The organism is Nocardioides gilvus, from assembly GCF_003194605.1.
Lineage (GTDB): Bacteria > Actinomycetota > Actinomycetes > Propionibacteriales > Nocardioidaceae > Nocardioides > Nocardioides gilvus.
The window spans coordinates 25,640-52,070 of record NZ_QHKY01000006.1; the positions used below are offsets into that span (position 1 = coordinate 25,640).

Consider the following 26,431-nt stretch of genomic DNA (forward strand, 5'->3'; position numbering starts at 1 on the left):
CGTGTCCGTTGCTCACACCGGGAGCGTCAGGACTGGAGCGTCAGCACTGGAGCGTCAGGACTGGAGTGTCAGGACTGGAGTGTCAGGACTGGAGTGTCAGAACTGGGCCGCGCAGACGCACCCCGACCTGGTCGCCGGCCCGCGGGACGTCGGTCCCGTTGACCCTGACCACCAGTTCACCCGAAGTGACCGGGTCGGCTCCGCGTGACGCGTAGGACAGGCGTACGGAGGCGTCGTGGCCGTAGTAGCTGACCTCCAGCACGCTGGCCCGGACGGAGTCGGGGCCGGTGGCCGCGTCGAGGGGGAGGAGTTCGATCTGCTCAGGCCGGATCACCACCTGGACCGGGCCGGTTGCGGGCCCATCGGTCGGGAGTGTGCCCAGGGAGCACTCGACGACGCCCTGGCCGGCAGTGCCCAGCAGGATGTTGGCGCCACCCACGAACTGCGCCACCTCGGCATCGACGGGGTGCGTGTAGGTCTCGTGCGGAGTGGCCGCCTGGACCAGCCGTCCGGCCCGCATGGTGGCGACCTGGTCGGCCAGGCTCATCGCTTCGTTCTGGTCATGGGTGATCAGCAGTGCGGTTGCTCCGGCGGCGCGCAGGGCTCTGACCACGGCGCGACCCGTGCTCTCGCGCAGTGCGGTGTCGAGGGCCGAGAAGGGCTCGTCGAGCAGGATGAGATGGGGTTGGGGCGCCATCGCCCGGGCCAGCGAGACGCGCTGCTGCTGGCCCCCCGAGAGTTCGTGCGGCTGGCGTGAGGCCATTGCGTGGGGGAGTTCGACCAGGTCGAGGAGCTCGGCGATCCGGGCCGGGGTCCGCTCCTCGCGGGAGAGGCCGAAGCCGACGTTCGCGGCCACGTCCAGGTGCGGGAAGAGAGCCCCCTCCTGGGGCAGGTAACCCACCTTGCGGTGCTGGGGAGTGACCCACTGCCCCTGGCCTGCGACGACACGTTCCTCGAAGGCGATCTCGCCGGCGTCCGGACGCAGGAACCCCGCGATCAGGCGCAGCAGGGTCGTCTTGCCGCATCCCGAGGGGCCCAGCACGGCGGTCAGCGATCCGCCGGGGACGGTCAGGGTGACGTCCTTGACTGCCTCCACCGTGCCGAAGGACTTCGACAGTCCGCGCAGGTGCAACGTGCTCATGGTTCGAGCCTCCTCTCACGGATCAACAACCACGTGGCCGGGATCGAGATCAACACCAGCAGCAGGGCGTACGGCGCCGCGGCTCCGTAGCGTACGTCGGAGGAGGCCGACCAGAACTCGGTGGCCAGCGTGCTGGTGCCGATCGGCGACAGCATCAGCGTGGCGGTGAGCTCGGTGGCCACCGCCAGGAAGACCAGGGCGGCACCGGCCCCCAGGCTCGGGGCGATGAGGGGGAGCGTCACCCGTCGCAGCACGGCCGTGCGGCTCTGCCCCAAGGTGGCTGCCACGTCGTCAAGGACCACCGGAGCCTGCTCGAGCCCCGCGCGGACCGAGACGGTGGCGCGGGGCAGGAAGAGGATGACGTACGCCGCGACCAGCAGGCCGGCGGTCTGGTAGGTCGCAGGCACGACCCGCAGCGAGACCGTGACCAGGGCCAGACCGACGACGATCCCGGGGAGCGCGTTGGCCAGGTAGGTGCTGCGTTCGACGACGGTTGCCCAGGGGCCGCGGATCCGCACCGCCAACCAGGCGACGGGGAGTGCGCAGAGGGTCGCCGCGACGGCTCCCGCTGCGGCCAGTGCCACCGTCGAGCCGGCGGCGGCTCCGATCTCGTCGAGCGGGAACTCGGTCGAGGAGCCGACCCGGAGCCAGTGCAGCAGCGAGTAGGTCGGCACGCCGACCGCGAGCGCGATCAACCCGACCACGGCCAGGGTCGTGGGCCAGCGCAGCGCCCCCAGGCGTACCGGCTCGAACTGACGCGCCACCCCCGCGCCGAGGCGCGCGAAACGACGCCGCCCACGCAGTCGCAACTCGCCGAGCAGCAGCGCGAGGCACAGCAGGACCAGTACGCCTGCCATCATCGGCGCGGCCGAGCCGTTGTACGTCGAGCCGTACTGGTCGTAGATCGCGGTCGTGAAGGTGGGGAAGCGCAGTAGTTGCAGGGCCCCGAACTCGGCGAGGAGGTGCAGGCCCACCAGCAGGGTGCCGCCGAGAAGGGCCGGACGCAGCTGGGGCAGCACGGTGCTGAAGAAGGAGCGGGTGCGCGAGTGGCCCAGCGCCCATGCCGTCTCCTCCAGGGCGGGGTCGAGCCCGCGCAGGCTCGCCACGACCGGGAGGTAGACCAAGGGGTAGTAGGAGAGGCTGATGACCAGCCAGCTGCCCCAGAACCCGACCACCGAGGAGTTGAGTGAGATCCACGCGTAGCTGTTGACGAAGGCCGGCACCGCCAGGGGCGCCACCAGCAGGGCGTGCACCCACCGCGACCCCACCACGTCGGTGCGTACGACGAGAAAGCCCAGGGCGACGCCCAGTACGGCGGTCGTGGCCATGGTGGCCACGGCGAGGCTCACGGTGTTCCACAGGAGCTCCCCGATCCGCGGGCGCACCAACAAGTGGTACGCCTCGACGGGGCCCGTGGAGATCGCCGAGGCCACGACGTACCCGAGAGGGACCAGGGTGAGGGCCGCGACGACGAGCCCGGCGACCCGGGCGACCGACAACCAGCGTGGTGTGCTCAGAGGAGTCCGGCCTCCGTCATCAGCTCGACGACCTTCGGACCGTTGAGGGAGGCGACGTCGACGGTGGGGGGCTCCAGCTCGTCGAAGGGCTTCACCGCGTCGGGCAGCGACGCCTCGGGGTTGAGCGGGTACTCCAGGGCGTAGGACTCGGCCATGGCCTGCTGCCCCTCGACCCCGGTGAGGAACTCGATGAAGCGCTGGGCGTCGTCCTGCTTGTCGCTGGAGGCGAGCACGCCGGCGCCCGAGACGCTGAGGAAGGCGCCCGGGTCCTGGTCGCCGAAGAAGTGGAGGGCGGAGGTGTCGGAGTTCTCGCCGGCCTCGGCCTGGTCCCGGTACCAGTAGTAGTGGTAGGCGATGCCGGCCTCGACCTCACCGGAGTTGACCGACTTGAGCACGACGAGGTTGTTCTGCAGCTCGATGCCGTTCTCACTCAGACCAGCGAGCCAGTCGCGGGTCGCCTCCTCGCCCTCGAGCTCGAGCACTGCGCTGACGATGGCCTGGAAGTCGGCGCCGGTGGGGGAGAAGGAGATCCGGTCCTTCCACTCGGGCTTCGCGAAGTCGAGGATCGACTCGGGCATGTCCGTCTCGTCCAGCTGATCGGTGTTGTACATCGCCACCGTGGAGCGGGCGATGAAGCCGGTCCAGTTGCCTGAGCTCGGGACGTAGCCGTCAGGGATCGGGGCCCGGGCCTCCTCGGAGACCTGCGTGAAGAGGTCTGCGTTGTCGACGATGCTCATGGCGGGTGAGTTCTCGGTGAGGAAGACGTCGGCGGGCGACTGGTCCCCCTCGGCGACCAACTGGTTGGCGAGTTCGAGGTCCTTGCCGTGGCGGAGCTCGACGTCGAGACCGGTCTCCTCCTCGAAGAGCGGGACGATCTCCTCCATCAGCTCCTCGTGCTGGGCGTTGTAGATCACCAGGTCGGGTTCGCTGCTGCAGGCGGTGAGGGTGCTGGCCGCCAGCGCGAGGGCTGCGAGAGAGATGGGAAGTCTGGTGCGCATCGAAGATCCTCAGGTGGTAGGTAAGGCTCGCCTAAAGATAACGCCATTGCGGGCGCTGTCCTCGCGGGTGGCCGAGAGTGGACGGTGCGGGTTCCGGTCAACGGGTTAACAAACGCTAACCATGAGGAGTACGCTCCCCACATGACGTACGAGTTGTCCCGTGAGCACGAAGAGTTCCGCCGCACCGTCCGCGACTTCGCCGAGGCCGAGATCGCGCCGCACGCCGCGCAGTGGGACCGCGACCACCACTTCCCGACCGACGTCGTGCAGAAGATGGGCAGCCTGGGCCTGATGGGTCTGACCGCTCCCGAGGAGTTCGGCGGGTCCGGTCTCGCCGGCGAGGACGGTGGCTTCACCAGCCTCTGCCTGGCCATCGAGGAGATCGGCCGCGTCGACCAGGCGATGGGCATCACGCTGGAGGCTGCCGTGGGTCTGGGGATCAACCCGATCCTCACCTTCGGGACCGAGGAGCAGAAGCAGACCTGGCTCCCCGACCTGGTGGAAGGACAGAAGCTCGCTGGCTTCGGGCTGACCGAGCCGGGCGCAGGCTCGGACGCGGGAGCCACGCGTACGAGGGCCGTGCTCGACGGCGGTGAGTGGGTCGTCAACGGGTCCAAGCAGTTCATCACCAACTCCGGCTCGGCGATCACCAGCGTCGTCACCGTCACCGCTCGCACAGGGGATCGTGGCGACGGTCGTCCGGAGCTCTCCACCATCATGCTGCCGTCGGGCACTCCCGGTTTCGTCGCCGAGAAGGGCTACGACAAGCTCGGCTGGCACTCCTCCGACACCCACCCGCTGACCTTCGTGGACGCCCGCGTCCCGGAGGCCAACCTGCTCGGCGTACGGGGGCGGGGGTACGCGCAGTTCCTGGCCACCCTGGACGACGGTCGGGTGGCGATCTCCGCCCTCGCGGTCGGCTGCATCCAGGCCTGCCTCGACATGAGCGTGACCTACGCCGGGGAGCGCCAGACCTTCGGCGGACCGATCGGTCGCAAGCAGGGCGTCGCCTTCCAGATCGCTGACCTGCAGGTCATGCTCGACGCCTCACGCCTGCTGACCTACCGCGCAGCCGCGCTCAAGGACCGGATGGATGCGGTCGTGGGCGCCGGTGGGACGTTGTCGGCCGGGCAGGTCGCGGAGTTCAAGCAGGCAGCCTCGGTCGCCAAGTTGTACACCTCGGAGTCCGCGGTCACCGCGACCCGGATCGCCACCCAGGTCTTCGGCGGCTATGGCTTCATGGAGGAGTACCCCGTGGCTCGCTTCTACCGTGACGCCAAGATCCTCGAGATCGGTGAGGGCACCTCGGAGGTCCAGCGGATGCTGATCGCGCGGGGCCTCGGCCTGCCGGTTGAGTGAGCAACGACCGCAGTTAGGCTTGACCCCATGCGCAAAGTGGGGCGTCGGTTCGCCGGTGAGGTGAGCCGGTTCCTGACAGTGGGAGCCGTGGCGACGGTGGTGGCCTTCGTCGTCTTCAACGGGCTCGTGCACGGCTTCGGTGTCGACTCCGAGCCGCTGATGAACGACGATCCTCAGCTGGCGTACGTCACCGCCAACCTGATCGGCATGCTGATCAGTTTCCGGGGGACCCGCGACTGGGCGTTTCGCAGCCGCGGCGTCCGGCACGCTGACGGAGGCCGGATCGCCTTCCTCGCGATCAACCTGGTCACCATGCTGATCCCGATGGGCTTCCTCTGGGTGAGCCGCAACGTGTTGGGCCTGAACGACCCGTACTCGGACAACATCGCTGCCAACGTGCTCGGCCTCGGAGTCGGCACCGCCGTGCGGTTCGCGCTCTTCCGCCAGTACCTCTTCCCGCGGGCCAGGGTGGTCCACGACCTCGGGACCGAGCCTGCCGGGACCCACTGACCGAGTGATCAGGCGTCGGTGGGCCTGTTCCACAGGTCGGTCCAGCCGACCCCCAGGTCGGCAGCCATCAGGCGTACGAGCGGGAGACTGACGCCGATCACGTTGTGCGGGTCGCCCTCGATGCCCGAGATGAACGCGCCGGCGAAGCCGTCGAGGGTGAACGCGCCGGCGACCCAGAGGGGCTCCCCGGTGGCGACGTACGCGTCGATCTCCTCGTCGCTGACGTCGGCGAAGTGCACCGTCGTGCTCCCGGTGGCTCGCACCAACTCCCCGCTCGTCGAGTGGGCCAGCGCATGACCGGTGTGGAGCACTGCGGAGCGGCCGCGCAGTTGACGCCAACGCTCGGTGGCCACCCGGGCCGTCCCCGGCTTGCCGAGCGCCGCGCCGTCGAGCTCCAGGACCGAGTCGCACCCCAGCACCAGGGCGCCCTCCGGCACCTCGGGGAGGTTGCGTACCGCCTCACACTTCAGCACCGCGAGGGCCTCGGCGAGGGGAGCCGGAGCGAGGTCGTCGAGCTGGTCCTCGTCCACGCCCGAGACGATCACCACGGGTTCGACGCCCGCGGCGCGCAGGGTGGCGAGGCGGGCAGGAGAGGCCGACGCCAGCACGAGAGGGACAGGCCGAGTGCTCACAGCGCCCTCAGTGCCGCGCGCAGCGGGTCGAGCCCGAGCGAACCGAGGTCGAGGGCCCGGCGGTGGAACTCCTTGAGGTCGAAGCCATCACCGGCGCGCACGCGGGCCTCGTCGCGGGCCTCGAGCCAGATCCGCTCGCCCACCTTGTACGACGGAGCCTGACCCGGCCACCCCAGATAGCGGTTGACCTCGAAGACCAGGGTCGGGTCGTCCATCTGGGAGTGCTGGCGCATGAACTCCAGCCCCAGCGCGGGAGTCCACCGCTCGCCGGGGTGGAAGCCGAACGGGTTGTCGGCGGGGATCTCGAGCTCCAGGTGCATGCCGATGTCCACGACCACCCGGGCCGCGCGCAGCGCCTGGGCGTCGAGCATCCCGAGTCGGTCGGCCGGGTCGGACAGGTACCCGAGGTCGTCCATCAGCCGCTCGGCGTACAGGGCCCAGCCCTCGCCGTGGCCGGAGACCCAGCACATGGTCCGCTGCCAGCGGTTGAGCTGGTCGGCGCGGTAGGCGCTCTGGCCGATCTGCAGGTGGTGGCCCGGCACCCCCTCGTGGAAGACCGTGGTCACCTCGCGCCACGGGGAGAACTCGTCGATCCCGTCCGGCACCGACCACCACATCCGGCCCGGTCGGGTGAAGTCCTCGGAGGGGCCGGTGTAGTAGATGCCTCCGTCGTTGGTGGGAGCCAGACGGCACTCGATGCGACGGACCGGCTCCGGGATGTCGAAGTGCACGTCGACGAGCTCGGCGACCGTGCGGTCGGCCAGCTCCTGCATCCAGTCGCGGAAGGCTTCCCGACCCTGGATCCGGCGTGCCGGGTCGGCATCGAGGGCAGCCACGGCCTCGGCCAGGGAGGCACCGGGCACGATTCGACCGGCGGTCACGGCCATGTCGTCGCTGATCCGCTTCAGCTCGGCCCACCCCCACGCGTACGTCTCGTCGAGGTCGATCTCTGCGCCCAGGAAGACCTGCGAGGCGAGTGCGTAGTGCTCGCGACCCACCGCCTCGTTGTGGCGTCCGCGGGGAGCCATCTCGTCGTCCAGGAAGAGCCCGAAGTTGCCGAACGCGCGACTCGCGCCCCGGGCCCCGGCTTCGAGGCGGGCTCGCAGAGGACCTTCGATCTCGCTGCGGGCGACCAGCCCGGCGAAGAAGTCGCCCCCACCTCCGACCTGACCTGTCCATCGTTCGATCTGGGCCGCGACCTCGGTGTACTGACGCGCAGCCACGACGTGACCCTTGGACGCCTCGTCGGCCAGGGTCACCCGGTAGCCGTCCAACGCGGCCGGCACGGCGTCGAGACGCGCAGCGATCTTCTCCCAGGCATCCTCACCCTCGGTCTCCATGAGGTCGAAGACCTGACGGACCTCGTGGAGGGCGCTGACGATGACCGACAACTCGTTGCGGGAGTGACCCGCCTCGACCAACTTCTGCTGCAGGCCCAGACGTTCCAGGAACGCCTCGCGGGCCACCGCCTCGCGGGCATCGACCGGGGTCGCTGCGCGGACGTCCGCGAGTGCGCTGGTCGCCAGCTCCTCCCGGGCCGCGAAGCCGTCGGGAGAGAGGTCGGGCAGTTCGTGGTCGTGGCCCTCGATGCCGAAGTAGGTGGCAGCGATCGGGTCCAACGCCGCGTGGTCAGCGACGTACTGGTCGGAGCGGGCGTCGACGATGCGGTCCTGGGTCACCCGAGGAGCCTAGTCGTCGTGCCGGGGGTGGCCGGACTCAGCGGGGGAGGCCGCTGGAGCGCCACCCACCCAGACCGTGCACCGGGGACGCGTTGGCGGTGCGACGGGCCGAACGCTCCGGAGAGGACCACTCGGGACGCGGCTGACGGGGCGCTTGCCCCTCCCCGCCGCCGAGCGCGGAGAAGATCGCCACGAGGGCAGCGATCTCCTCCGGCGTGGCGTCGGGGTTGACGACCCGCAGGACCGGCGCCGCAGGGGCGTCGGCCGCTGAAGAGGTGTCCACGACTCCGTCCCCGGCTGCGTCCTTGACCGGCTCGCTCACAGCGGGATGTTCCCGTGCTTCTTGGCCGGCAGCGTCTCGCGCTTGGAGCGCAGCAGACGCAGCGCACGCACGATCTCCGAGCGGGTCTCGTGCGGCGGGATCACGGCGTCGACGTAGCCACGCTCGGCAGCGATGTACGGGTTGGCCAGCGTGGTCTCGTACTCGTCGATCAACTCGGCGCGCTTGGCCTCGACGTCGCCACCGGCGGCCTCGACCTCCGCGAGCGTGCGACGGTGGACGATGTTGGCCGCACCCTGGGCGCCCATCACGGCGATCTGTGCGGTGGGCCACGCGATGTTCATGTCGGCCCCGAGGTGCTTGGAGCCCATCACGTCGTACGCGCCGCCGTACGCCTTGCGGGTGATGGTGGTGATCAGCGGCACGGTGGCCTCGGCGTAGGCGTAGATCAGCTTGGCGCCGCGGCGGATGATGCCGTTCCACTCCTGGTCGGTGCCGGGCAGGAAGCCGGGGACGTCGACGAAGGTGAGGACCGGGATGTTGAAGGCGTCGCAGAAGCGGACGAAGCGAGCTGCCTTCTCGGAGGCGTCGATGTCCAGGGTGCCGGCGAACTGCATCGGCTGGTTGGCGACGACCCCGACGGGGCTGCCCTCGACGCGACCGAAGCCCACGATGATGTTGGGGGCGAAGAGCTCCTGGACCTCGAGGAAGTCTTCGTCGTCGACGACGGACTTGATGACGTCGTGCATGTCGTACGGCTGGTTCGGGGAGTCCGGGATGATCGTGTCGAGAGCGCGGTCGCTGTCGGAGATCTCCAGGTCGGCGACCTCGTCGTAGCGCGGCAGCTCGTCGAGGTTGTTCTGCGGGAGGTAGCTCAGCAGGGCCTTCACGTACTCGATGGCGTCCTCCTCGTCGGAGGCCATGTAGTGCGCGTTGCCGGACTTGGTGTTGTGCGTGCGCGCACCACCCAACTCCTCCATCGAGACGTCCTCGCCGGTGACGGTCTTGATCACGTCGGGGCCGGTGATGAACATCGCCGAGGTCTTGTCGACCATCACGGTGAAGTCGGTGACGGCGGGGGAGTAGACGTGGCCACCGGCGCAGTTGCCCATGATCATCGAGATCTGCGGGATGACTCCCGAGGCGTGCACGTTGCGCTTGAAGATCTCGCCGTACAGACCCAGGGAGACGACACCCTCCTGGATGCGGGCGCCAGCGCCCTCGTTGATGCCGACCAGCGGAGCTCCGGTCTTGATCGCGAGATCCATGATCTTGGTGATCTTCTCGCCGTAGACCTCGCCGAGCGAGCCGCCGAAGACGGTGAAGTCCTGGGAGAAGGCACAGACCTGACGGCCGTTGACCGTGCCGTAGCCGGTCACGACGCCGTCACCGTAGGGGCGGTTCTTCTCCAGGCCGAACGCGGTGGAGCGGTGGCGGGCCAGCTCGTCGATCTCCACGAAGGAGCCCTCGTCGAAGAGGAGCTCGACACGCTCACGTGCCGTCAGCCGGCCCTTGGCGTGCTGCTTCTCGACAGCCTTCGCAGAGCCCGCGTGGACGGCCTCGTCGATGCGGCGGTCGAGGTCCGCAAGCTTGCCCGCGGTGGTGTGGATGTCGTACTCGGGCGTTTCAGTGGTCTCGGCGCTCACCGGTTGGTCTCCTCGGCTGTGCTGTCTGGGCGTGCCGGCCTCGATGAAGTTCTCCGAAGCCATGCTGTGGGTCGGGCGTGCCTTCTTGCTCGACGTGGGCCAATCTAGTCCCCATGTCCGACGACGCCGTACCTCGCCCAGCCCTCGATCCAGAGCACTTCGTCTCGCTGCCTCGTCCGCTCCGCGTCGAGGTGGTGGACGAGACCACTTCGACGAATGCTCTCGTGGTGGCCCGCGCCAAGGCCGGAGAGCCCGAAGGACTGGTGATCGTCACCGAGCACCAGACTGCCGGCCGGGGGCGTCTCGACCGTGTCTGGGAAGCGCCGCGAGGTGCCTCCCTCACCTTCTCGATCCTGCTGCGCCCCGACGTGGCGCCCGCGTCGTGGACGTGGATCCCGCTGCTGACCGGTTACGCCCTCCAGGCGGCGTTGGCGGACCGGGTCCCCGAGGTCACCCTGAAGTGGCCCAACGACGTGATGGTCGGTGAGCACAAGCTCGCGGGCATTCTGGTCGAGCGCGTGGAGACCGACCTGGGGCCGGCCGCGGTGATCGGCATCGGACTCAACGTCAACCAGACCCGGGACGAACTCCCCACCGAGATCGCGACCTCACTGCGGATCGAACTCGAGGAGACCTTCGACCGCAACCCCCTGCTCGCCCAGGTGCTGGGGTCCTTCAGGGCGCTGCTGCCTCTGCTCGACCAGCCCGAGGTGTTGCGCGCGGCATACACGGACGTCTGCGCGACGGTCGGACGTACGGTCGACGTGCATCTCCCGGGGGGCGAGACCGTGCGCGGAGAGGTCCTCGACCTCGACCAGTACGGCGCGCTGGTGCTCAGCACCGGCGACGGCACCTTCACCGCTCACGCGGGAGATGTCGTGCACGTGCGTGCCGCCGAGTGACATGATCGGGCCATGTCGTTTCCTGCCAAGCTGCTGAACGAGGGCGAGCGCGTGGTCGTCTCCACGCGTACGCACCCGAAGGCGCTCGCCGTGCCCCTGCTGGTCCTGGTGATCGGTGGCCTTCTGCTCACCTTCATCGGGATGTGGGCCACCGGGCTCAGCAACGACGGGCTCGCCACCGGCATCGGCGTGGTCTGCGGCGTGGTCTCGGTCCTGGTGCTGGTCAGGTACGTCCTGATCCCCTTCGTGGCCTGGCTGACCACGACCTACACCTTCACCAACCGGCGCTTCATCAAGCGGTCGGGGTTCATCTCGAAGGAAGGGCGCACGATCCCGCTGAACCGGATCAGCGGCGTGGACTTCGAGATGGGCGTGGTCGACCGGATCTTCCGGTGCGGCACCCTGGTCGTCTCGGACGCCAGCGCCGAGGGCAGGGTCGAGTTGAACGACATCCCGCGCGTCGAGCACGTGCAACTCCTGGTCGCCGAGGAGTTGCACCAGCTCTCGCAGCACGGTCGGAACGACGATGGCACCTGAGCCCAGCCTCGGGCGGGAGGAGTTGGCCAGCGCGATCCTGGGTGTCCCCGAGCTGACGGCGCTCGACGTGGCCTCTGAGGCCGGGGTCACGATCGAACAGATCCGTCGACTCTGGCGAGCCCTCGGCTTCCCCGAGGTCGACGTGGACGCCGTCTACACCCGCGCTGACGTCGACGCAGTGCTCCAGATCTTCTCGACGGTGGACTCCGGGACCCTCGACTTCGACATGTCGGTGGCGATGACCCGGGCCCTGGGCCAGACGATGTCCAAGCTCGCCGACTGGGAGGTCGCGATCCTGGTCAACCGGGTCGAGGAGCTCGCCGCCGACGAGGGTGGCTCGCGGACGGCGACGGCCAACCGCATGCTGGGGGAGATCAATCCGACCTTCGAGCACCTGCTCACCTATGCCTGGCGCCGACACCTCGCGGCCTCCGTCTCCCGGATGGAGGCTCTCGGCGCCAAGGAGGAGGACCTCCACACGACGCACGTGAGCGTGGGCTTCGCCGACATCGTGGAGTTCACGGCGCTCAGCAACACCCTCGACGACACGGGAATCGGTGACCTGGTGGAGGTCTTCGAGGCGCGCTGCCACGACGTGGTCTCGACGATCGGCGGCCGCGTGATCAAGTCGATCGGGGACTCCGTGCTCTTCGTGGCACCGACTGCGTTGGCTGCGATCGAGATCGGTGAGGGGATCATCCGGGTCATCGGCCGGGACCCGCGGATGCCCGACGTGCGCGTGGGGATCGCCTCGGGGTCCGTGGTCACCCGCATGGGCGACGTCTTCGGCCCGCCGGTCAACATGGCTGCCCGCCTGACTGCAGTCGCGCGGCGCAACCGGATCATCGTCGACGCCGCCACGTCGGCTCTGTTGCCCGACAACTTCATCACCCGACGGCTGCCCGGCCGGCCGGTGCGGGGCTTCGGGATCGTGGAGCCACTGGCCGTCAGCCGCCGCTGACGCCCCGGACTGCGGTCTGGACCAGAAGCTCCGGTTGCGGCGTTCCGCCGCGCCGAGGGCCTTCTGTTGCTTACCGTCAGCGCGTGATAACGGTCCAGGATGTCTCGCTCGACCCGGTGGCCCGCAGGGTCTGGCGGGACGACGTCGAGGTGCAACTCTCCCGCATGGAGTTCGACCTGTTGCACGCCCTCATCAGCTGCCCCGGTGAGATCGTCAGCCGCGACGACCTCATGCGCCGGGTGTGGGGGGCCACCTTCTACACGTCGTCGAAGACCATCGACGTGCACCTGGGTTGGGTGCGCCGCAAGCTCGGCGACGACTCTCGCAACCCGTCGCTGATCACCACCATCCGTGGCCGCGGACTGCGCTTCGAGGTGGGCGGCTAGGGTTCTCCCCGTGCCTGCGCTCGCTCCCACCCTGGCCGTCATCGGCGGCGGACAGTTGGCCCGGATGATGGCGCAGCCTGCCATCGCCCTGGGCCTGCCGCTGCGCCTGCTCGCCGAGGCCGAGGGGGTCTCCGCCGCCCAGGTCATCGTCGACCACCAGGTCGGAGACCATCGCGACCTCGATGACCTGCGCCGGGTCACCGCGGGATGCAGCGTGGTCACCTTCGACCACGAGCACGTGCCCACCGCCCACCTGCACGCGCTGGCTGCTGACGGGATCGCCGTACGCCCCGGGCCGGACGCCCTCGTGCACGCGCAGGACAAGGGCGTGATGCGGGCCAGACTGGCCGAGATCGGCGTGCCCTGCCCGCGCAACGCGATCGTCACCGACCTCGCCCAGGTCGAGGCGTTCGGCTTCCCGTGCGTGCTCAAGACCACCCGCGGCGGGTACGACGGCAAGGGCGTCTGGGTGGTGCGTACGTCCGCCGAGGCCGAAGCGGCCTTCGAGGCGGCGCGGCTGGCCGGCGTGGAGGTGCTCGCCGAGGAGCTCGTCGACTTCAAGCGTGAGCTCTCCGCCCTCGTCGCGCGTTCGCCCAGCGGGCAGGCAGCCGCCTACCCCGTCGTCGCCTCCACGCAGGTGGACGGCGTCTGTGCCGAGGTCATCGCCCCGGCCCCCGACCTCGACCCCGAGCTCGCCGGCAGCGCCCAGCAGATCGCGCTGCGCATCGCCGGAGAGTTGGACGTGACCGGCATCCTCGCCGTCGAGCTCTTCGAGACCAGCGACGGCCGGGTGCTCGTCAACGAGCTCGCGATGCGCCCGCACAACACCGGTCACTGGACCCAGGACGGCGCGGTGACCTCACAGTTCGAGAACCATCTGCGTGCCGTCATGGACCTGCCACTGGGGTCGCCGTCGCCGCGAGCGAAGTGGACCGTGATGGTCAACATCCTCGGCGGTCCCCATGACGCCGGACGGCTCTACGACGGCTTCCCGCACGTGATGGCCCGCGACCCGCACCTCAAGGTGCACCTGTACGGCAAGGACTGGAGGCCCGGTCGCAAGGTCGGGCACGTCAACGCCTTCGGCGACGACCTCGACGACACCCTGGAGCGGGCCCGCCACGCGGCGGCCTGGTTCCGCGGAGACCTGGGAGACCACAGTGAGTGACCACAGCAGCCCGCGCGTCGGCATCGTGATGGGGTCGGACTCCGACTGGCCCGTCATGCAGGCGGCCGCCGAGGCCCTGGCGGAGTTCGACATCGCCTACGAGGCAGACGTGGTCTCCGCCCACCGGATGCCCGAGGAGATGTTGGCCTACGGTCGCGACGCCCACGGGCGCGGGCTCGAGGTCATCATCGCCGGCGCCGGCGGCGCAGCGCACCTGCCCGGCATGCTTGCCGCGCTCACCCCGCTGCCCGTGATCGGTGTGCCGGTCCCGCTCAAGCACCTCGACGGGATGGACTCGCTGCTCTCGATCGTCCAGATGCCTGCCGGTGTCCCGGTGGCCACAGTCTCGATCGGCAACGCTCGCAACGCGGGCCTGCTGGCCGTACGCATCCTGGCTGCCGGCGACGCCGAACTCACCGCGAAGATGGTCGACTTCCAGTCCTCCCTGCGCGATGCGGCGCACGCCAAGGGCAAGGTCGTACGCGACTCCGCGCACGGGAAGCCGAAGGTCGGCTTCTGAGTCTGCGTGACTCGTTGCCGCGCTCGGTGCGTGGCGACGCTGACCGAGGGTCACTTGACGCCGTCGGGGCCCTTCGTGCCTGAAGTCAGCAGTGGACGTCGATCTCCTCGTCGCGTGGGTGCCGTAGTGGCCCGCTGACCGACGCCTCTTCGCCGTACCAGGTCAGGTCCGCCGTGCCGTCCGTGAAGGGGACCTCGCCGTCGTCGGTCACGAATTCGGCCACCCGGCGTGCGATCCCCGTCTCCCCGCGGAGAACGTGGAACTCGCCACCGCTCGTCCAGAAGAAGTGGTGTTCTTCGACGACGACCCTGCAGTCCTGCGGAGAGGCTGAGGGGTGAAGCTCGTACGTGGTGATGCCGACGACTGCCCCGGCGACGCTGGGCGCTGCCGCAACAAGGGTCAGCACACCGACGGCCGCAATGACGCGCCGTTCAGTCTTGCGGGGAATGGGCCGGCACCGGGCGAGCGTCAGCGCGGCGGCGATGAGGAACATCGCCAGAAGGGGGAGGGGGACGACGAGGCCGCGAACCACCAGGAGAAGTCCGAACCAGGACGACAGTAGGCAAGCGGCACCGGCGCAGGAGAGGACAAGCTGGGGCGAACGCCGCCGACCGCGTGTAGGCCTGGGATCCTCAAGGGCTGTATTCGCGCCAGGGATCCCGGTTTCGGGACGCGGTTGATCGGACATGGCTGGAGCATTCCATGGTTTCGTGCGGGAGCAGCCGCCGTAGCAATGGCTTCACACAACGAGCGCACGTCAGCCCTGGGTTCCCCACATCTTGCTCACCGTGTTGATGGTGGTTGCCCAATCTGCCCGGAAACGCCCCGCCGCTGGTGACGTGGCGGGCTGGGTCATTCGTCGCCGCGTACGCGTCCGCGCAGGGACTTCGTCTGCCCACGCTGCTTCTTGCCTTCCAGGCGGCGACGTTGTGAGCCACGGGTCGGCTTGGTTGCACGCCGTGGTGGAGGCGGGGGAGCCAGTGCATCGCGGAGCAGGTCGGCGAGACGCTCCCGGGCAGCGACCCGGTTGCGGTGCTGGCCGCGGTGCTCGGATGCGGTCACCACGACGGCGCCATCGGTCAGCCGATCACCCAGGTGCGCGACGACGCGGCTGCGCTGCGCCTCGGTCAACGTGGGGGAGGAGACGACGTCGAAGACCAGCTCGACCCGGGTGTCGGTGGTGTTCACCGACTGGCCACCCGGGCCGGGGGAGCGGGAGAAACGCTCGGTCAGCTCGGCGGCGGGGACCACCAGTCCAGCTGGAATGCCGGGGCCGGCAGGCACGGTGAGGTCACCTCCCGGTGCGTTCGAGGATCTCCCGGGCTCAGGCACAGGAACCGACGCCCTCGGCGACGAAGGAGCGCACCTCGTCGTGGTTCTTCACCAGGGCCAGACTGTGGTCGTCGGTCTCCACCGGCAGGGACCGGGAGCGTACGCCCTGGTGCTCGGCGTCGGCGAGCAGTTGCTCGGCGGTCCCGGCGATGCCGGTGTTGCGTGATTCCCAGGTGACCCAGGTGGTTGCCGGCAGGGGAGCGGGCGATCGTGCGTCGAGTGGCCCGGAGGCGAGCACCGGCGAGATCGAGATGACCGCGCAGACCGGTTGGCCCTCCGCCTCGAGGGCAGGCAGGGCGGAGAACGCCACGGAGTTGCCCATCGAGGAAGCGACCAGCACGATCTCCTCGGCACCCTCTTGCCGCGCAAGCGTGACTGCGGCGACCAGGTCGTCGGGCTCGGAGGCCAGCCCGGGATCGCCGGGCGAGGATCCCTCACCGCGACGGTCGAAGAGAAGCACCCGCACGCCCTGCTCGTCTGCGACCTCCTCGGCCCAGTCGAGCCAGTTGCACAGGGTCTGCGACGCGCCGTGCCGCACGACGACAGTCGTCGTCGCGTCGGCGTCACCCACCGACGCGGCCCCCAAGCGGCGTCCGTCCGCGGCCGTCAGGGTGACCCGGCTGGCGCTGGTCGGCACCTCGCGGCACTGGTCGCTCAGATGGGCATCGGCGGAGGACGTGGCGTCCCCACGCCACCGATCGAGCACGAGCGGGGCTGCGACCGCAGTCACCACCGCCAGCAGCCCGACCAGGATCGCTGCTACCCACAGACGACGGCCCACGTCAGCGCTGCTTGCGCCACTCGATGGCGGGGCAGGTGTCCATCACCGTACGGACGCCGGCCTCGGTGGCGCGCTGCCACGCGTCCTGGTCCAGGACGCCCAGCTGGAGCCAGACCCCCTTCGCGCCGATCGCCACCGCCTCGTCGACCACCGGGCCCGCGAGCTCGGAGCGTACGAAGACGTCCACCACGTCGACCTCGAACGGGATGTCGGCCAGGGAGGCGTACCCCGGCTCGCCGAGCACCGTCTCCGCCTTGGGGTGCACCGGCACGATCCGCTTGCCGCGACTCTGCAGGAGCGAGGCAATCTCGTACGCGACCCGCTCGCGGTTGTCGGAGAGACCCACGACCGCCCAGGTCTTGGCCTCGTCGAGCATGAAGTCGATGTCTGACTGGTCGTGCCACGGGACGGTCATGGCCTGAATCTAGCGCGTGAGAAGGCGGACGACCGATGTCAGAGAGGCGAATGGTACTCAGTACCGTAAGATTGGTATTCAGTCCCATTCTGACCCGATGAGAGATGCGAATGAGCAACCCTGACTTCGACCTGTACCAGCTCTCCGAGGAGCACCGCGCGATCCGCGAGGCCATCCGTGCGTTGACGGACGCCAAGATCGCCCCGTACGCCGCTGACGTCGACGAGCAGGCGCGCTACCCGCAGGAGGCGGCCGACGCGCTGCTGGCCGCGGACTTCCACGCACCCCACGTCCCGGAGGCCTACGGCGGTGCCGGCGCCGACGCGCTGGCCACCGTCATCGTGATCGAGGAGATCGCTCGTGCGTGCGTCTCCTCCTCGCTGATCCCGGCCGTGAACAAGCTTGGCTCCCTGCCGGTCCAGATCGCCGGCTCCGAGGAGTTGAAGGCCAAGTACCTCGGCAAGCTGGCAGCCGGCGAGGGTGGTTTCTCCTACTGCCTCTCCGAGCCCGACGCCGGTTCTGACGCCGGGGGCATGAAGACTCGCGCAGTGCGCGACGGTGACCACTGGGTGCTCAACGGTGTGAAGCGCTGGATCACCAACGCCGGTGAGTCCGAGTACTACACCGTCCTGGCCGTCACCGACGTGGAGAAGAAGACGCGCGGCGGCATCTCTGCGTTCGTCGTGGAGAAGTCCGACGAGGGTGTCTCGTTCGGCGCCCCCGAGAAGAAGCTCGGCATCAAGGGCTCGCCGACCCGCGAGGTCTACCTCGACAACGTACGCATCCCCGCCGACCGCATGATCGGCGCCGAGGGCACTGGCTTCGCGACCGCGATGAAGACCCTCGACCACACCCGCGTCACGATCGCCGCCCAGGCCGTCGGTGTCGCGCAGGGCGCACTCGACTACGCGCTCGAGTACGCCAAGGAGCGCAAGCAGTTCAACAAGTCGATCGCTGAATTCCAGGGGTTGCAGTTCATGCTCGCCGACATGGGCATGAAGGTGGAGGCCGCGCGTCAGATGACGTACGCCGCCGCCGGCCGTTCCGAGCGCGGCGACTCCGACCTCACCTTCTTCGGTGCTGCGGCCAAGTGCTTCGCCTCCGACGTGGCCATGGAGGTCACCACCAACGCCGTGCAGGTGCTCGGTGGCTACGGCTTCACCCGTGACTACCCGGTCGAGCGGATGATGCGCGACGCCAAGATCACCCAGATCTACGAAGGCACCAACCAGGTGCAGCGCATCGTGATGGCCCGTCAGCTCCTCGCCGGAGTCCAGTCGGAGCTCTGAGCCAGCCCCGCGTCCTCCCGGACGCCAGCGACGGGCGGACAGTCAGCTGACTGTCCGCCCGTCGGCGTCTGTACGAGCGGGGCGCGCGGTGCCTCAGATGTCGACGGAGTCGTGCTTGCCCGACGGACGCTCACCCGTGATCGCCGCCTTGGCCAGTCCGACGACCCGGGCGATGGGGTTGCCGCCGTCCCAGTACTCGCCTTCGTCGACATGCACGTCGAGAATGACGTTGTCGGGGTCCTCGGGCTCTCCGGCGTACGCCTCGTTGAGCCGATCCCAGAGCTCGCGCTTCTGCTGGACGTCGCGCGAGACACGACCGGTGCCGGAGAGCGACACGTAGTTGCCGCCGTCCATCATGGCGAGGTTCACCTGCTTGCCCTCGCTCTCCGCGGTGACGGCGTTGCTGTCCTGGGTGATGAAGCGCAGGGTCCAACCGTCGAACTCCTGCACCGTCATCGGGCGGCTGGTCAATGTCCCGTCAGCCGTCGCGGTGGTCATCATCACGAAGCGCTGTCCGTCGACCCGCTCGCGCAGGGCGGCCTTGGCCTCGGTGTCGTCAGTCATGGTCCCTCGTTCGTGTCGTGGAGTGCGGTCCAACACCCCCTACCCAATGCGACCCGACCTCACGCCCGGGTCACCGCACAGGCGGGGCACCCGTCCCTGTCGAGGTGGGGCCACCATTTCACCGACCCGTGGGAACTCCCCGTATTCTTGACTCGTTGCGTCACCAGACGCCCCCTCACCAGAGAAGAGAAATGGAACCTCCTGATAGTCGCGGGCCGTTGCCCGTGCTCCTGTCCGGCTCGTCGCCGACGCACTTCCGCCCCACCTCGACCGAACTCTTCGGCAGGTGCGGCGCATGATCTTCCTGCAACTTCTCCTCGGACTCGTGGTGATCCTCGCGATCACCGCACTGACGGCCTACTTCGTCGCCCAGGAGTTCGCCTACATGGCGGTCGACCGCTCCCGTCTGGGAGCCGCCGCCGCGGCCGGTGACCCGGTCGCCGAGCGTGCACTGTCGGTCACCCGACGCACCTCCTTCATGCTCTCGGGAGCCCAACTGGGCATCACCGTCACCGGGCTTCTCGTCGGTTACGTGGCAGAGCCGCTCGTCGGCCAGTCGCTGGGCGTCATGCTCGGCGGGATCGGCGTGCCGACCGCCGTCGGCGTCGCGGTCGGAACCATTCTCGCGCTCGCCCTGTCCACGGGCGTCCAGATGGTCTTCGGTGAGCTCTTCCCGAAGAACCTCGCGATCAGCCGGCCCGAGCCCGTGGCCCGATGGATGGCCCGCTCGACGATCATCTACCTCAAGCTCTTCGGCTGGCTGATCTGGATCTTCGACCAGTCCTCCAACGTGCTCCTCAAACTCCTCGGGATCGAACCCGTGCACGACGTCGAGCACTCGGCCACCCCGCGCGACCTGGAGTCCATCGTGGCCCGCTCCCGCGACTCCGGTGACCTGCCTGCTGGTCTGTCGTTGCTGCTGGACCGCATCCTCGACTTCCCCGACGAGACCGTGGACCACGCGATGATCCCGCGCTTCCACGTCGACACCCTGGGCCCTGAGGTGACTCTGGACGAGTTGCGTCGCGAAATGGCCGGGGGACACTCCCGCTACCCGTTGTTGGACGACGAGGACCACATCGTCGGGGTGGTCGACCTGATCGACCTGCTCAAGGCCACCGACGAGAGCCTCACCACCGGTGACCTCGCGCGTCCTGCCCTGTTCATGCCGACCCAGATGAAGCTGCCGGAGGCCGTCCAGGAGTTCGCCCGGACGAAGCAGCAGATGGCCTGCGTGCTGGACGAGTACGGAGGCTTCGCCGGCGTGCTCACCATCGAGGACCTGGCCGAGGAACTCGTCGGCGAGATCACCGACGAACACGACTCGGACGCCGCCGAACTGCAGGCGGTCGCCGCAGCCGACGGGACCTGGACGGTCTCCGGCGCCACCCCCGTCGACGAGGTCGCGCGGGCCATGGACCGGGACCTGCCCGAAGGAGACTTCGAGACGCTGGCCGGACTGGTCATTGCCCTGCACGGGCGCCTGCCAGTGGTGGGGACCGTGGTCCACATCGATCTCGGGGAGGATCTCGGGCTGCTGCCCGGGGAGGACCCCGGGGTGACTGCCGTCGAGATGGAGGTCGTCGACCTCGACGGCCACGTTCCGGGACACATCCGCCTCACCCTCATCCACGGCGACGATCCTCGCCCGCCCGGTGCAGGCACTGCCGCTGTCAGTCCTGACCATGACGAAGAAGGAGGTGCGTGATGGGAAGCCCCTGGGTCATCGCTGTCCTCACCGTGCTCATCATTGCCCTGTCCGCCTTCTTCGTGGCGGTGGAGTTCGCGCTGATCTCCGCCCGCCGCAACCGGTTGGAGGAGAAGGCGGCGTCGAGCCGCTCGGCGCGAGCTGCCCTGCGCAGTTCGGGCGAGCTCACGCTTCTGCTCGCCGGGTCCCAACTCGGCATCACCGTCTGCACCCTGGCTCTGGGCGCCATCACCAAGCCTGCCGTGCACCACTGGCTCACCCCGCTCTTCGAGACCTGGGGAGTCGCCCTGTGGCTCGCCGACGCGTCTGGATTCGTGCTCGCGCTGCTCATCGTCACCTTCCTGCACCTCGTGGTCGGTGAGATGGCTCCGAAGTCCTGGGCCATCGCCCACCCGGAGACGGCTGCCACGGTGCTGGCGTTGCCGATGCGGGCCTTCATGTGGCTCACCCGGCCCCTGTTGCGCGGTCTCAACAGCACCGCCAACTGGTGCCTGCGCAAGGTGGGGGTCGAAGCCACCGACGACATCGAGGCGGGGCAGAACCCTGACGGCCTGCGGGTCCTGGTCGAGCACTCGGCCGAGGTCGGGTCCCTCGACCAGCGGTACTACTCCCAGCTCAGCGGGGCCCTCGCACTGGAGAAGCTCACCTTGGGGGACATCGTCCGTCAGGGTCGTCTGACCGCAGTGTCGTCGGAGGCCAGCGTGGCGGAGGTCCAGGCCACGTCGCTGGCCTCGGGCCACCTGCGGATCCTGGTGGGTGGCGCGCAGGGCATCCGCGGCATGGTGCACGTACGCGACACCCTGACCAGCGCTCCGGACGAGGGCCTGGCCCACGTGCTGAGGCCGGTGGAGCACCTGGCCGCCGACCTCAAGGTGTATGACGCGCTCGCGCACATGCGCCGTACGAGCTCCCACCTGGTCCTGGTGGCCGACGGTGACAGGGCGGTGGGTGTGGTCACGATGGCGGACCTGCTCAAGGGACTCTTCCCGATCACCGAACAGGCAAGTTGAGATGCGGCTCCTCGGCAACCTGATCTGGTTCGGGCTGGCGCTCCTGCCATTCGGTGACCGCATCGTCGCGCTGGACGCCGGGGCCGCAGGTCCGTACGCCCTGCGAACGTAGGAGACCTAGGATGGGACCGTGGCCAACCACGCTCCTCGTGAGTTGAGTGTGACCCCCACGCCCTCGTTGGTGTGGGGGCGTGCCTTGTTGCTCGGCAGCGTCGGTCTCGCCACCGGGGTCCTCTCCCACGCCCTGGGTGACGGTCGTCTTCCGGGCGCCGGTTCGCTGACCGCCCTGTGGGTGGTCTGTGTGCTGGGCTCCGCTGCCTTCCTCCTCGGTCGCGCGAGCTCGCTCCGACTGATCCTGCTGGTCCTGGGGGCCCAGACGGGGGTGCACACTGCCCTCTCGGCCCTGGCCGGGCACCGCGGAGACGGCGCGCTGGACGCCGCACCAGCGCCCGTCGTCACCGGCTCTACCACCGGCTGGACCACTGGCTCTACCACCGGGCGTCCCGAGCGCTTCCACGACCAGTACGAGGCCCTCGTCGCGACCCTGCCCGCTGGGCGGGGCGACGACTGGCTGGCCCACCAGATCGACCACTTCACCGCCCAGGGGCCGGGGATGGTCCTCGCCCACCTGGGCGGTGCGATCGCGCTGGGGCTCTTCCTGGCGGTGGGTGAGCGCGCGCTGTGGCGTCTGCTGCTGCTGGTCGCGGCACGGACCCGGGTCCGTCTCTGCGCCTGGCAACTGCTGCTGGCATCGGCCTGTGCACGTCGCGGAGTCGCTCTGCGTGCGGGCCTGCTGCGCGCGCCGGGTACGCCGGTCCTCACCCCTGCGTTGCTCGACCGCCGGGTCCTGAGTCACCGCGGTCCGCCGATGGCACTCGCAGCCTGACCCGACCCGTACAGGAGCCGGGAGGGCTGTCCCGCGGCCGGACCGATGGTCCGGCTGCCCGTCATGCCACCACGACTTGCGAGGAAAACACATGAAGCACCTCATTGCAGTACCCACTCCTGTCCCACACGCTCGCAGCCGCGCCCGGCTGGGCCTGGCCGCGCTCAGCCTGGTGCTCGCCGCTGCGTTGAGCGCCTGCGGCAGCGAGGAGGAGGCTCCCCGGACGGACCTCCAGAGTGATGTGACGCCCAGCGCGTCCATCGTCGTCGAGGACCCGTGGGTGCGGGCGACCGAAGGCGCGGAGGACACCTCGATGTCTGCGGCCTTCATGGTCCTGGACAACCAGGGCGCCAGCGATGTCACGGTCACCGGGGCCAGCAGCGAAGTCGCCGGGACCGTCGAGCTGCACGACATGGTCATGACCGACGGCAAGTCCGTGATGACGCGGATGGAGGGTGGCATCGAGGTCGCCGCCGGCAAGGGACAACTGCTCCAGCCCGGTGGGATGCACGTGATGTTGATGGACCTGCGCGAGGAGTTGGCTGCCGGTGACGAGGTCACCCTCATCTTGACCCTCTCCGACGGTTCCGAGGTCGAGGTCACGGCACCGGTCAAGGAGTTCACCGAGGAGGAGGGGCACTACCACGCCCCGGGCACTGAGGAGCACGGGCACTGATGCCTGCCTCGACCAGTCGGCCCACCATCGGTCGGCCCTCGATCGGTCGGCGCTCCCTGTTGGGCTACGTCGGCACGGCTGCCGTCGGGACGGCGGTCGGGGTCGGCGCCGGGGTCACGGGTGCTCGCGCGCTCGACGACACCGCGTCGCCCGGCGCTGACTCGACCACGGCGCCGACCGGTCTGGGTCGCACCATCTCGCCGTGGGGGAGGCACCAGCCGGGAGTGGCGGCGCACCCCGGTGCCGTCACCGAGTTGGTCTCCCTCGACCTCCATGCCCGTCATCACCGAGCCGGCGACCGGGACCTGCTCGGACGGCTGCTGCGGGTGTGGACCTCCGACATCGAGGCCCTCACCCAGGGCAAGGGCACCCCCGGCGACACCGCTCCGTGGTTGGCGAGCGCGGACGCCGACCTGAGCGTCACCGTGGGGTTCGGGCCGCGCCTCTTCGCCGGGGCATGGGATCTGCCTGCACCCGCAGGCTTCGCCGAGGTGCCCGCCATGACCCACGACCGGCTGGAGAAGAGCTGGAGCGGGGGAGACCTGGTGCTGGTGGTCTCGGGTCGCGAGGGCAGTACGGTGGGCCACGCCGTACGCCGGTTGGTCGCCGACGCCCGCCCTTTCGCGCAGTTGCGGTGGCGCCAGAGTGGGAGCTGGAACCCGTACGACCCCCAGGGCCGCCCGATCACGGGTCGCAACCTCTTCGGTCAGGTCGACGGGTCGGGCAACCCACAGCCCGGCACCGACCTCTTCGACCAGACCGTCTGGATCAGCGACGGGGTGTGGCAGGGCGGGACCACGCTCGTGGTGCGACGCATCAGGATGGACCTGCCGACCTGGGACGAGCTCACCCGCAGCGAGCAGGAGGGGTCCATGGGGCGCGACCTCGCCACCGGCGCCCCGCTCACGGGCGGTCGCGAGCTGGACGACGTGGTGCTCTCGGCCCGCGACGGTGGTCGCTTCGTGGTGGCCCCGCTGTCCCACGTACGCCGGTCGCACCCGTCGACCAACGGTGGGCGGCGGATCTTCCGGAAGGCCGCCAACTACGAGGTCTCCACCGGCTCCGAGATGGAGGCCGGGCTCCTCTTCCAGAGCTACCAGCGCGACCTCAGCGACCAGTTCGTGCCGATCCAACGCATGCTCGACGAGGGCGATGAGTTGAATGAGTGGACGACCGCGGTGGGGTCGGCGGAGTTCGCAGTGCTCCCCGGATTTGCTCGCGGGGAGTGGCTCGGGCAGGGCGTGCTGGACGGCTGAGGGCCCGCCTTCACCGGAGCGGGGTCTCTTCAGTCTGAGTCGGGGAAGATCCTCGGCGCCTGGGAAGCGCGTCCGGTGAAGCGGGGTGCGCGCTTCTCCAGGAAGGCGGCCACGCCCTCCTTCCCGTCGCCGGTGCTGGTGTGGAACATCGCGATGCTGTCGGCAAGGTGCGCCTGCAGCGGGTGTTCCGCACCGACGCCGGCCCACACGAGCTGCTTGGCCAGGGCCACGGCCACCGCCGAGCGCCCCTCGACGAACGTACGGGCCAGCTCCAGCGCGTCCGCGACGAGTGTGTCAGGGGCGTGCAGCGACCGCAGGAACCCGCCCTCCAGCGCCTGCTCGGCGCTCAGGACCTCGGCCGACCAGACCCACTCCAAGGTCTGCTGGACACCCACGATGCGTGGCAGGAACCACGACGAGCAGGCTTCGGGGACGATGCCGAGGCGGCCGAAGACGAACCCGATCCGGGCGCCCCGGGCGGCCATCCGGATGTCCATGGCGGCGGTCATGGTAGCGCCGATCCCCACGGCGGCGCCGTTGATCGCGGCGATCACGGGCTTGGGACAGGCATGGATCGCGAGACTGACCTTGCCGCCGGTGTCGCGTACGCCTTCGTCCCAGGCCGGGTCGTCGAAGTGTTCGGCCAGCGCCTCGGGGGTGGGGTCGAACGACTCGTCGAGACCGAAGACGTTGTCGCCCTCGGTGCTGCTGCCCGTGAGATCCATGCCGGCACAGAAGGCACGTCCCGAACCGGTCACGACGACCGCGCGGACGGCGTCGTCCAGAGCGGCTGCGGTGAAGAAGTGCTCCAACTCCCGGGCCATGGTCACGGTGAAGGAGTTGAGCGCGGCGGGCCGGTTCAGGTGCAGCAGTGCCACGCCGTGCTCGTTGACCTCGACGCTGAGGGTCTCGTACGTCATGGGGTCGGTCCCGTCGGTGTGCTCGGTGTGGTTCACGTCGGTGCTCATTCCTCGAGGCCGGACTGGGTGCAGAGACTCTTCGGGATGCTCGCGGTGTCGTTGGCGCGGAGGTGGGCGAACAACTTCTTCGACCGCTCCTCGTCCCAGTTGACCTGGAGGTCGCGGATCGGGACGCCGCAGTTGAGGGAGTCCTTGCCGCCGATCGGGGTCATCGCCAGGGCGAACCGGCCGATGGCCAAGGGGCCGCTGCCCTCGCTGATCGTGAACGACTCAGCCGCTGCGGTGGCCAGGGACCAGTAGCGCCACGGATTGATGACGGTCCAGGGGGAGATGGCCTCCGACCCCACCGCCGCCACCACCTCGCGCTGCGCGCGGGCTCGGTCGACGTCGCCGAGCTGCTTGTAGGTCTTGCGGGAGCGGGCGTAACCCAGTGCGGTCTTGCCGTCCGCCTCCTGGCAGCCGGCCTCGATGTCGAGGTTGGCGTCCTTGTCCTTCATCGCCTTCTTGGGACAGATCTCGATGCCGCCCACGGCGTCGACCAGCTTGACCATGCCCCCGAGACCGATCTCGACGTAGTGGTCGACCTTCAGGCCGGTGTTCTTCTCCACCGTGTCGACCACCAGGGAAGGGCCACCCCGGCCGTAGGCGCTGTTGATCTTGCTCCGACCGTGACCCGGGATGTCGACCAGTGAGTCGCGCGGGATGGACATCAGGACGGTGGGTCCGGAGCCGACGTGCATGAGCATGATGGTGTCGGTCAACTTGCTCGTGGCGTTGCCGGTGCCCAGTTCGCGGCGCTCCTTGCGGGTGAGGTCGGCGCGGGAGTCACTGCCGACCAACAGGTACGTCGTGCCCGGCTGCCAGACCGGCCGGCCGCCGTCGAACGCCTCGACCTTGTTGATCTTCGACCAGGCGATGACGGGCACGGCGAGCAGGAAGACGAGCCAGAGCAGGAGGAGCAGACGTACGACCTTGAAACCCCGGCGTCGCGACCTTCGCGGCGACTTCGGACGTCGCTGGCTGCGTTGGGGGAGCGGTGCCGGATCGTCGGACCAGGGCTCGGAGGCCGGCTCGTCCCAGCGTCCGCGCGCTGCCGGGTCCGTCGACCTGGCCGGGTGGGCTGCCCCGGCCGGGCTGGTCGGGACGATCCTGGTCGCCTCGGGCCCTTCTCGTCCCTGGCCGCCGTCGCCGTACAGCCACTGGTACTCGGGGGTGCCCTCCTCGGGTCCGCCGGAGCCGGGTCGCTTGTGTGACATGAGGGCAAACTACCCGCTGGGCGGTCGGCACCCGTGCGATGTCGTCGCTGCTGCGGGGCGGACACGCCGTACGTGCTGCCGGGTTGGGGCCCCTGTGACTGG

28 protein-coding genes are annotated in these 26,431 nt (G+C 69.4%); 14 read left to right on the forward strand and 14 right to left on the reverse strand.

What is annotated here, in order from left to right; genetic code table 11:
• Positions 1 to 82 precede the first annotated feature (82 nt).
• The 3 genes from DNK52_RS14200 to DNK52_RS14210 are packed head-to-tail and all read right to left on the reverse strand — an operon-like array spanning position 83 to position 3,656.
• Positions 83 to 1,141 carry an ABC transporter ATP-binding protein gene (locus DNK52_RS14200; RefSeq protein ID WP_110241700.1) on the reverse strand — a complete coding sequence of 353 codons (1,059 nt, stop codon included), beginning with the start codon at positions 1,139 to 1,141 and terminating at the stop codon, positions 83 to 85.
• Entirely contained in the window at positions 1,138 to 2,640 is a 1,503-nt protein-coding gene (locus tag DNK52_RS14205; RefSeq protein WP_204163561.1) for an ABC transporter permease, read from the reverse strand. Before DNK52_RS14205 ends, DNK52_RS14200 begins: the two co-directional genes overlap by 4 nt.
• Positions 2,641 to 2,654: 14 nt before the next feature.
• A complete protein-coding gene (locus DNK52_RS14210) occupies positions 2,655 to 3,656 on the reverse strand; it encodes an iron ABC transporter substrate-binding protein (protein WP_110241702.1) in 1,002 nt (333 codons plus the stop codon).
• A 141-nt stretch (positions 3,657 to 3,797) separates the two neighbouring features.
• Here DNK52_RS14210 and DNK52_RS14215 point away from each other — a divergent pair, with 141 nt between their 5' ends.
• Both DNK52_RS14215 and DNK52_RS14220 read left to right on the forward strand, forming a co-directional pair.
• Positions 3,798 to 5,015: an acyl-CoA dehydrogenase family protein gene (locus tag DNK52_RS14215; protein WP_110241703.1), complete on the forward strand. Its 1,218-nt coding sequence runs from the start codon at positions 3,798 to 3,800 to the stop codon at positions 5,013 to 5,015.
• A 27-nt stretch (positions 5,016 to 5,042) separates the two neighbouring features.
• A complete protein-coding gene (locus DNK52_RS14220; RefSeq protein ID WP_110241704.1) occupies positions 5,043 to 5,525 on the forward strand; it encodes a GtrA family protein in 483 nt (160 codons plus the stop codon).
• 8 nt (positions 5,526 to 5,533) lie between these two features.
• Here the strand turns inward: DNK52_RS14220 and DNK52_RS14225 are convergent, their stop codons facing one another.
• From DNK52_RS14225 to DNK52_RS14240, 4 genes are read right to left on the reverse strand one after another with little or no spacing between them, the layout of a single operon-like run.
• Positions 5,534 to 6,157 (reverse strand): Maf family protein, encoded by a 624-nt coding sequence (locus tag DNK52_RS14225; protein ID WP_110241705.1) that lies wholly within the window; start codon positions 6,155 to 6,157, stop codon positions 5,534 to 5,536.
• Complete coding sequence (locus DNK52_RS14230; RefSeq protein ID WP_110241706.1) at positions 6,154 to 7,836, reverse strand: DUF885 domain-containing protein; 1,683 nt, start codon at positions 7,834 to 7,836, stop codon at positions 6,154 to 6,156. The genes DNK52_RS14225 and DNK52_RS14230 overlap by 4 nt, the downstream gene beginning before the upstream one ends.
• 37 nt (positions 7,837 to 7,873) lie before the next feature.
• On the reverse strand, positions 7,874 to 8,158 hold the full coding sequence (locus DNK52_RS14235; protein WP_204163562.1) for an acyl-CoA carboxylase subunit epsilon: 285 nt from the start codon (positions 8,156 to 8,158) through the stop codon (positions 7,874 to 7,876).
• Complete coding sequence (locus DNK52_RS14240) at positions 8,155 to 9,762, reverse strand: acyl-CoA carboxylase subunit beta (protein ID WP_239455647.1); 1,608 nt, start codon at positions 9,760 to 9,762, stop codon at positions 8,155 to 8,157. Before DNK52_RS14240 ends, DNK52_RS14235 begins: the two co-directional genes overlap by 4 nt.
• 113 nt (positions 9,763 to 9,875) lie before the next feature.
• Between DNK52_RS14240 and DNK52_RS14245 the strand changes: the two genes are divergently transcribed.
• The 6 genes from DNK52_RS14245 (at position 9,876) to purE (ending at position 14,236) form a co-directional block, all read left to right on the forward strand.
• Positions 9,876 to 10,664 (forward strand): biotin--[acetyl-CoA-carboxylase] ligase, encoded by a 789-nt coding sequence (locus tag DNK52_RS14245; protein WP_110241708.1) that lies wholly within the window; start codon positions 9,876 to 9,878, stop codon positions 10,662 to 10,664.
• 12 nt (positions 10,665 to 10,676) lie between these two features.
• Positions 10,677 to 11,201, forward strand: coding sequence for a PH domain-containing protein (locus DNK52_RS14250; protein WP_110241709.1), 525 nt, complete (start codon positions 10,677 to 10,679; stop codon positions 11,199 to 11,201).
• A complete protein-coding gene (locus DNK52_RS14255) occupies positions 11,191 to 12,162 on the forward strand; it encodes an adenylate/guanylate cyclase domain-containing protein (protein WP_110241710.1) in 972 nt (323 codons plus the stop codon). The genes DNK52_RS14250 and DNK52_RS14255 overlap by 11 nt, the downstream gene beginning before the upstream one ends.
• An 83-nt stretch (positions 12,163 to 12,245) precedes the next feature.
• The gene (locus DNK52_RS14260) at positions 12,246 to 12,548 is read left to right on the forward strand and encodes a winged helix-turn-helix domain-containing protein (RefSeq protein WP_110241711.1); all 303 of its coding nucleotides are present in this window, start codon (positions 12,246 to 12,248) and stop codon (positions 12,546 to 12,548) included.
• 10 nt (positions 12,549 to 12,558) lie between these two features.
• Positions 12,559 to 13,716 carry a 5-(carboxyamino)imidazole ribonucleotide synthase gene (locus tag DNK52_RS14265; protein WP_110241712.1) on the forward strand — a complete coding sequence of 386 codons (1,158 nt, stop codon included), beginning with the start codon at positions 12,559 to 12,561 and terminating at the stop codon, positions 13,714 to 13,716.
• The gene (gene purE / locus DNK52_RS14270) at positions 13,709 to 14,236 is read left to right on the forward strand and encodes a 5-(carboxyamino)imidazole ribonucleotide mutase (protein ID WP_275426158.1); all 528 of its coding nucleotides are present in this window, start codon (positions 13,709 to 13,711) and stop codon (positions 14,234 to 14,236) included. Before DNK52_RS14265 ends, purE begins: the two co-directional genes overlap by 8 nt.
• An 85-nt stretch (positions 14,237 to 14,321) precedes the next feature.
• Here the strand turns inward: purE and DNK52_RS14275 are convergent, their stop codons facing one another.
• The 4 genes from DNK52_RS14275 to DNK52_RS14290 all read right to left on the reverse strand — a co-directional run bounded on the left by DNK52_RS14275 (position 14,322) and on the right by DNK52_RS14290 (position 16,764).
• Complete coding sequence (locus tag DNK52_RS14275; protein WP_162598791.1) at positions 14,322 to 14,924, reverse strand: hypothetical protein; 603 nt, start codon at positions 14,922 to 14,924, stop codon at positions 14,322 to 14,324.
• Between the two features lie 164 nt (positions 14,925 to 15,088).
• Positions 15,089 to 15,520, reverse strand: a complete 432-nt coding sequence (gene arfB, locus DNK52_RS14280; RefSeq protein WP_204163563.1) for an alternative ribosome rescue aminoacyl-tRNA hydrolase ArfB — start codon at positions 15,518 to 15,520, stop codon at positions 15,089 to 15,091.
• 40 nt (positions 15,521 to 15,560) lie between these two features.
• Positions 15,561 to 16,349, reverse strand: a complete 789-nt coding sequence (locus DNK52_RS14285; protein ID WP_110241714.1) for an alpha/beta hydrolase — start codon at positions 16,347 to 16,349, stop codon at positions 15,561 to 15,563.
• 1 nt (position 16,350) lies between these two features.
• Positions 16,351 to 16,764, reverse strand: coding sequence for a CoA-binding protein (locus DNK52_RS14290; protein ID WP_110241715.1), 414 nt, complete (start codon positions 16,762 to 16,764; stop codon positions 16,351 to 16,353).
• A gap of 110 nt (positions 16,765 to 16,874) precedes the next feature.
• Here DNK52_RS14290 and DNK52_RS14295 point away from each other — a divergent pair, with 110 nt between their 5' ends.
• Positions 16,875 to 18,053, forward strand: coding sequence for an acyl-CoA dehydrogenase family protein (locus DNK52_RS14295; protein WP_110241716.1), 1,179 nt, complete (start codon positions 16,875 to 16,877; stop codon positions 18,051 to 18,053).
• A 93-nt stretch (positions 18,054 to 18,146) separates the two neighbouring features.
• Here the strand turns inward: DNK52_RS14295 and DNK52_RS14300 are convergent, their stop codons facing one another.
• The gene (locus DNK52_RS14300; protein ID WP_110241717.1) at positions 18,147 to 18,617 is read right to left on the reverse strand and encodes a pyridoxamine 5'-phosphate oxidase family protein; all 471 of its coding nucleotides are present in this window, start codon (positions 18,615 to 18,617) and stop codon (positions 18,147 to 18,149) included.
• Positions 18,618 to 18,912: 295 nt separating this feature from the next.
• Between DNK52_RS14300 and DNK52_RS14305 the strand changes: the two genes are divergently transcribed.
• The 5 genes from DNK52_RS14305 (at position 18,913) to DNK52_RS14325 (ending at position 24,153) form a co-directional block, all read left to right on the forward strand.
• A complete protein-coding gene (locus tag DNK52_RS14305; RefSeq protein WP_110241718.1) occupies positions 18,913 to 20,325 on the forward strand; it encodes a hemolysin family protein in 1,413 nt (470 codons plus the stop codon).
• On the forward strand, positions 20,325 to 21,335 hold the full coding sequence (locus tag DNK52_RS14310; RefSeq protein ID WP_110241719.1) for a CNNM domain-containing protein: 1,011 nt from the start codon (positions 20,325 to 20,327) through the stop codon (positions 21,333 to 21,335). Before DNK52_RS14305 ends, DNK52_RS14310 begins: the two co-directional genes overlap by 1 nt.
• A 130-nt stretch (positions 21,336 to 21,465) precedes the next feature.
• Positions 21,466 to 22,221 (forward strand): hypothetical protein, encoded by a 756-nt coding sequence (locus tag DNK52_RS14315; RefSeq protein WP_162598792.1) that lies wholly within the window; start codon positions 21,466 to 21,468, stop codon positions 22,219 to 22,221.
• Between the two features lie 91 nt (positions 22,222 to 22,312).
• A complete protein-coding gene (locus tag DNK52_RS14320) occupies positions 22,313 to 22,897 on the forward strand; it encodes a copper chaperone PCu(A)C (RefSeq protein ID WP_239455648.1) in 585 nt (194 codons plus the stop codon).
• A complete protein-coding gene (locus DNK52_RS14325) occupies positions 22,897 to 24,153 on the forward strand; it encodes a Dyp-type peroxidase (protein WP_110241721.1) in 1,257 nt (418 codons plus the stop codon). Before DNK52_RS14320 ends, DNK52_RS14325 begins: the two co-directional genes overlap by 1 nt.
• Positions 24,154 to 24,182: 29 nt before the next feature.
• On the opposite strand, the gene DNK52_RS14330 is transcribed toward DNK52_RS14325, so the two are convergent.
• Both DNK52_RS14330 and DNK52_RS14335 read right to left on the reverse strand, forming a co-directional pair.
• Complete coding sequence (locus DNK52_RS14330; RefSeq protein WP_239455650.1) at positions 24,183 to 25,121, reverse strand: crotonase/enoyl-CoA hydratase family protein; 939 nt, start codon at positions 25,119 to 25,121, stop codon at positions 24,183 to 24,185.
• A complete protein-coding gene (locus DNK52_RS14335; protein ID WP_110241722.1) occupies positions 25,118 to 26,329 on the reverse strand; it encodes an LCP family protein in 1,212 nt (403 codons plus the stop codon). The genes DNK52_RS14330 and DNK52_RS14335 overlap by 4 nt, the downstream gene beginning before the upstream one ends.
• Positions 26,330 to 26,431: the final 102 nt, after the last annotated feature.

Coding starts and splice junctions, on each gene's coding strand:
- DNK52_RS14200 (WP_110241700.1), bottom strand. CDS start 1,141: ATGAGCACGTTGCACCTGCGCGGACTGTCGAAGTCCTTCGGCACGGTG.
- DNK52_RS14210 (WP_110241702.1), bottom strand. CDS start 3,656: ATGCGCACCAGACTTCCCATCTCTCTCGCAGCCCTCGCGCTGGCGGCC.
- DNK52_RS14215 (WP_110241703.1), top strand. CDS start 3,798: ATGACGTACGAGTTGTCCCGTGAGCACGAAGAGTTCCGCCGCACCGTC.
- DNK52_RS14220 (WP_110241704.1), top strand. CDS start 5,043: ATGCGCAAAGTGGGGCGTCGGTTCGCCGGTGAGGTGAGCCGGTTCCTG.
- DNK52_RS14245 (WP_110241708.1), top strand. CDS start 9,876: ATGTCCGACGACGCCGTACCTCGCCCAGCCCTCGATCCAGAGCACTTC.
- DNK52_RS14250 (WP_110241709.1), top strand. CDS start 10,677: ATGTCGTTTCCTGCCAAGCTGCTGAACGAGGGCGAGCGCGTGGTCGTC.
- DNK52_RS14255 (WP_110241710.1), top strand. CDS start 11,191: ATGGCACCTGAGCCCAGCCTCGGGCGGGAGGAGTTGGCCAGCGCGATC.
- DNK52_RS14275 (WP_162598791.1), bottom strand. CDS start 14,924: ATGTCCGATCAACCGCGTCCCGAAACCGGGATCCCTGGCGCGAATACA.
- DNK52_RS14290 (WP_110241715.1), bottom strand. CDS start 16,764: ATGACCGTCCCGTGGCACGACCAGTCAGACATCGACTTCATGCTCGAC.
- DNK52_RS14295 (WP_110241716.1), top strand. CDS start 16,875: ATGAGCAACCCTGACTTCGACCTGTACCAGCTCTCCGAGGAGCACCGC.
- DNK52_RS14300 (WP_110241717.1), bottom strand. CDS start 18,617: ATGACTGACGACACCGAGGCCAAGGCCGCCCTGCGCGAGCGGGTCGAC.
- DNK52_RS14305 (WP_110241718.1), top strand. CDS start 18,913: ATGATCTTCCTGCAACTTCTCCTCGGACTCGTGGTGATCCTCGCGATC.
- DNK52_RS14310 (WP_110241719.1), top strand. CDS start 20,325: ATGGGAAGCCCCTGGGTCATCGCTGTCCTCACCGTGCTCATCATTGCC.
- DNK52_RS14320 (WP_239455648.1), top strand. CDS start 22,313: ATGAAGCACCTCATTGCAGTACCCACTCCTGTCCCACACGCTCGCAGC.
- DNK52_RS14325 (WP_110241721.1), top strand. CDS start 22,897: ATGCCTGCCTCGACCAGTCGGCCCACCATCGGTCGGCCCTCGATCGGT.
- DNK52_RS14330 (WP_239455650.1), bottom strand. CDS start 25,121: ATGAGCACCGACGTGAACCACACCGAGCACACCGACGGGACCGACCCC.
- DNK52_RS14335 (WP_110241722.1), bottom strand. CDS start 26,329: ATGTCACACAAGCGACCCGGCTCCGGCGGACCCGAGGAGGGCACCCCC.